Consider the following 4,320-nt stretch of genomic DNA (forward strand, 5'->3'; position numbering starts at 1 on the left):
GCCGCCGTGCCGGCCCGGGCCCGCGCGACCGCCTCCCGCAGCACCGGCGCGACGCCGAGGTCGTCGAGCGTGCGGCCGACCGGGTCCACGAGGCCGAGCAGAGCGGCCGCCCGGGGGTTGCAGACGGTGACGCGGCCGTCGGGCCCGAGGCCGAGGACCCCCTCGCCCACGCCGGAGAGGACGGCCGCCTGGTCCTGCACGAGGCCCGCCAGCTCGGATGGCTGGAGGCCGAGGGTGAGGCGCGCGAGGCGTCGGGAGAGGATCCCGCTGGCGACCGCCCCCACGCCGAGCGCGAGGAGCGCGACCACCGCGATGGCGGCGACGTCGACGCCGATGGAGTCGCGGACGGTCGCCGCGGCGAAGCCCACGCTGACCTCCCCGACCACGCGGCCGCCGGCATCGCCCGCAGCGCCCGCGGCGCCCGCCTCGTCGAGCGCCCGCACCGGCACCTTCGCCCGTGCGGACTCCCCGAGCGTCCCCGTGGCCCACGTCACCTCCTCGCGCCCGGCGAGCGCGACCGTCGGATCCGTGCTCACGAGCTGCCCGAGCTCGGCCGGGTCGGGGTGGGCGAGCCGCAGCCCCCGGTCGTCGGTCACCACCACGAAGAGGGCGCCGGTCCGGGCGCGCACCGCCTCGGCCGTCCGCTGCACGGGCCCGTCGGCGAGGTCGGCGGCGGCCGCGGTCGCGGGATCCGCGGTCTCGGCGGTCACGGCGGCCCGCAGCGCGGGGTCCTCGGCGGCGGTCCGGGCGATGGCGAGGGCCGTCGCCTGCGCCTCCTGCCGGTTCTCGGAGGAGCTGAGCAGGCCGTACGCGACGGTCGCGATGCCCACGACGACCAGCACGACGAGCAGCTGCAGGACGAGCGTGCGGCGGGCGAAGTCGAGCCCCGCCCGTCGTCGCCCCGTCGACCGATCCACCTGGTGAGCATAATGCGCAGAACCACGTTTTCGTGCACTATCGCGATGAAGCGGCACAAGCGCGACGAGACGCGGACACCGACCTAGCGTGTGGTGTTCAGCCGGGCGTCCCGCCCACCGACGAAGGAGTCACACGTGCTGGTATTCCTGGGCTTCGCCATGGTCCTCACCTTCATGGCCCTCATCATGACCAAGCGGCTGACGCCCATGGTCGCCCTCATCCTCGTGCCGACGATCTTCGGCCTCTTCGCGGGCGCCGGCCTCGGCATCGGCGACATGGTCGTCGAGGCGCTCGGCGACCTGGCCCCCACGGCCGCCCTGCTGATGTTCGCCATCATCTACTTCGGCATCATGATCGACGTCGGCCTCTTCGACCCGCTGGTGCGCCTCATCCTCCGCGTCGCGGGCGGCGACCCCGCGAAGATCGTGCTCGGCACGGCCATCCTCGCGGCGGCGGTCTCGCTCGACGGCGACGGGTCGACCACCTTCATCGTCACCACGGCGGCCATGCTGCCCATCTACCGCAAGCTCGGCATGAGCCCCGTGGTGCTCACCTGCACGGCGGGCCTCGCGAACGGCACGCTCAACATCGTGCCGTGGGGCGGCCCGACCGTCCGCGCGGCGGCGGCGCTCAAGGTCTCGCCGACGGACATCTTCGTGCCGATGATCCCGTCGCTCCTGGTGGGCCTCGCGCTCGTCTTCATCTTCGCCTGGACCATGGGCCTCCGCGAGCGCAGCCGCCTGGCGGCGCTCGGCGAGGCGCGGGCCGAGGGCGGCCTCGACGCGGCCGGCGGCTCGGGCGGATCCACGGGCGGCTCCGGCTGGTGGCGCGCCGGTCGCGGCGCCCCCGCGACCCCGCGCGGCGGCCTCATCACCCTGGCCCCGTCACTCGTCCGCGCCGAGACGGCCGCCGTCTCCACCGTCGGCTCGACCATGCTCGACCCCGACCGCGAGACGCTCCGCCCGCGCCTCATCTGGTTCAACCTCGGCCTCACGGTCGCGGTGCTCGTGCTGCTGATCATGGACCAGCTGCCGCTCGCCTACGTCTTCATGGTCGGCGCGGCCATCGCCCTCATCGTCAACTTCCGCGACCTCAAGGACCAGGGCCTGCGCATCGCGGCGCACGCGCCCAGCGTGGTCGGCGTGGTCTCGATGGTGCTCGCGGCGGGCGTCCTCATCGGCGTGCTGAACGGCACCGGCATGGTCTCGGCGATGTCGGCCTGGCTCGTCACGATCATCCCCGACGCGCTCGGCCCGGGGCTCGCGGTCATCACGGGCGTGCTCAGCATCCCGATGACCTTCTTCATGAGCAACGACGCGTTCTACTACGGCATGCTCCCCGTGCTCGCCGAGAGCGCCGCGAACTACGGCATCGACCCGGTGGAGATGGCGCGCGCCTCCATCACCGGCCAGCCGGTCCACCTGCAGAGCCCGCTCGTCCCGGCGATCCTGCTGCTCGTGTCGCTCGCCGACGTGAACCTCGGCGACCACCACCGCAAGGTGCTGTGGCGCGCGGTGCTCGTCTCGCTGGTGATGCTCGCGGTGGGCGTGCTCACGGCGGCGATCCCCATCTGATCGCCGGCGCTCCTCGGGAGCGCGCACGCACGGAGGCCGGGCGGCTCGGGGGAGCGCCCGGCCTCCGTGCGTGCGCGCGCGGGACCCCGCGGTCGCGTGGCGAGCGCGGATCCAGGCCGCGGGGCTCGGATCCGGGCGGCGCCTAGGAGACCCGGCGCGCGACCTGGTAGCCGGCGTCGGCGTACACGATCTCGTAGACCGTGCCCGCCTGCGTCGCCTCGCCGTACTGGTCGGCGTCCAGGGCGCCCTGGCCGAGGCCCCCGCCCACGGTGTCGATCACGACGTACTGCGGCGCCGGGTTGCCCGGGTTGCCGAGCCAGAACACCTCGTGGTCGTCGACGAGGTACGACATGAGCCCGATGTCGCTCAGCACGGTGGCGCCGGCGGGCACCTGATCGAGCGCCGCCTGCGCCTGGGCGGCCCGCGGAGCCGGCTCCCAGATGCCGGGCCGCGCGAGCTCGGCGACGGGCGACCGGACGAGGAGCACCACCGCCGCCACGGCCATCACGGGCACGGCCGCCCGCGACGCGGCGCGCAGCCAGCTCTGGCGCCCCGCCCGCGCGCGGGCGACCCCGTCGATCGCGGCGGCGAAGACGATCGGCATCAGCACGGCGTCGTAGTGGTACCCCGGCGCCCAGTACGACTCCGTCGGCGACAGGAAGCGCCAGGCGAGCGTCGGCACGACGAGGAGCAGCAGGGGCGAGCGCAGCGCGATGAGCGCGCCGGCGATGAGGAGGAGGGCGACGGTCTCGGCCTTCGGCGCGACGAAGAGGCCCGCGACCGTGCCGAGCGGATCCGCCAGGACGCTGCCCGCGTCGAGCTTGGCCGCGTAGTCCCAGCGCGCCTCGCGGTTGAACGCCGGCAGGATCACGGTCGTCGCGAGCCCGAACCAGACGACGCCCCAGCCGGCCAGCGCGATGCCGACGCGGCGGTCGAGGGTGAGCGCGAGGACCGCGCCGAGGACCGCGACCGTGAGGCCGAGGTCCTCCTTCACGAACACGAGCGGGGCCGCCCACAGGGCGGCGGCGAGGGCGCGCCGGGCCACGACCGCGTCGAGCGCGAAGGCCAGCAGCGGCAGGGCGAACGCGATCTCGTGGAACTGGAACGCGACCGCGCCCTGGATCCCCCAGCTCAGCCCGTACGCGGCGGCGACCGCGATCGCGCCCCACCGCCCGACGACGCGGCCGGCCAGCCGGCCGACGCCCACGACCGAGATCCCGATGAGGACCGCCTGCACCACGAGCAGCGCGAACGCGTGCGGCCAGATGGCGTGGACGGGGCCGAGCAGCACGAGGATCGGGTGGAAGTGGTCGCCCAAGAGGTTGAAGCCGTCCCCCTTGATGGAGACGATCGGCGCTTGCAGGCGCGCGTAGTCCTGCGCGAGCTGGGTGAAGATGCCGAGGTCCCACGACTTCACGGTGAAGCGGCGCCACTCGAGCGCGGAGTACAGGACGTAGACGGCGGTGACCAGCGCGGCGACGACCACGGAGCCGACGGTGCCGGGCACGCGCCCCCCGGTGATGGTCGCGAGGACGCCGGCCGCGCGCTCCGGCTCGGGGCCGGTCGCGGCGTGGCGGCGGGTCGGGGCGTTCGCGCGGGTCACGGACGCAAGGGTCTCACGGGGACCGGGGATCCGGGCGGGCGGCGGGGTGGCAGGCGCGCGGCCGGCCCGCCGGTGGACACCCGCCGACGCCCCTCCCGCGTGCCGGGTAGCGTCGGGCGCCCGATCGACCCGACGTCTGGGAGCCTCCCCGTGCCCGCACCCGCCCGCCCGCTCCACCTGCTGTTCTCGTTCGCCCGCGGTCGCGGCCACCTCGGCCCCCTGCTG

2 protein-coding genes and 1 pseudogene are annotated in these 4,320 nt (G+C 74.9%); 1 reads left to right on the forward strand and 2 read right to left on the reverse strand.

Annotation, left to right across the window (positions count from 1 at the left end; all coding sequences use genetic code 11):
- Positions 1-917, reverse strand: a pseudogene (locus Q6969_RS13480) (histidine kinase); the annotation flags it as partial.
- Between the two features lie 135 nt (positions 918-1,052).
- On the opposite strand from Q6969_RS13480, the gene Q6969_RS13485 reads away from it, so the two are divergent.
- Positions 1,053-2,492, forward strand: a complete 1,440-nt coding sequence (locus Q6969_RS13485; protein ID WP_396335554.1) for a CitMHS family transporter — start codon at positions 1,053-1,055, stop codon at positions 2,490-2,492.
- Between the two features lie 142 nt (positions 2,493-2,634).
- Here the strand turns inward: Q6969_RS13485 and Q6969_RS13490 are convergent, their stop codons facing one another.
- Complete coding sequence (locus Q6969_RS13490) at positions 2,635-4,095, reverse strand: DUF2079 domain-containing protein (protein ID WP_317230897.1); 1,461 nt, start codon at positions 4,093-4,095, stop codon at positions 2,635-2,637.
- Between the last annotated feature and the right edge of the window lie 225 nt (positions 4,096-4,320).

The sequence above is a fragment of the Clavibacter sp. MX14-G9D genome (assembly GCF_032917815.1).
GTDB classification, from domain to species: Bacteria; Actinomycetota; Actinomycetes; order Actinomycetales; family Microbacteriaceae; genus Clavibacter; species Clavibacter michiganensis_K.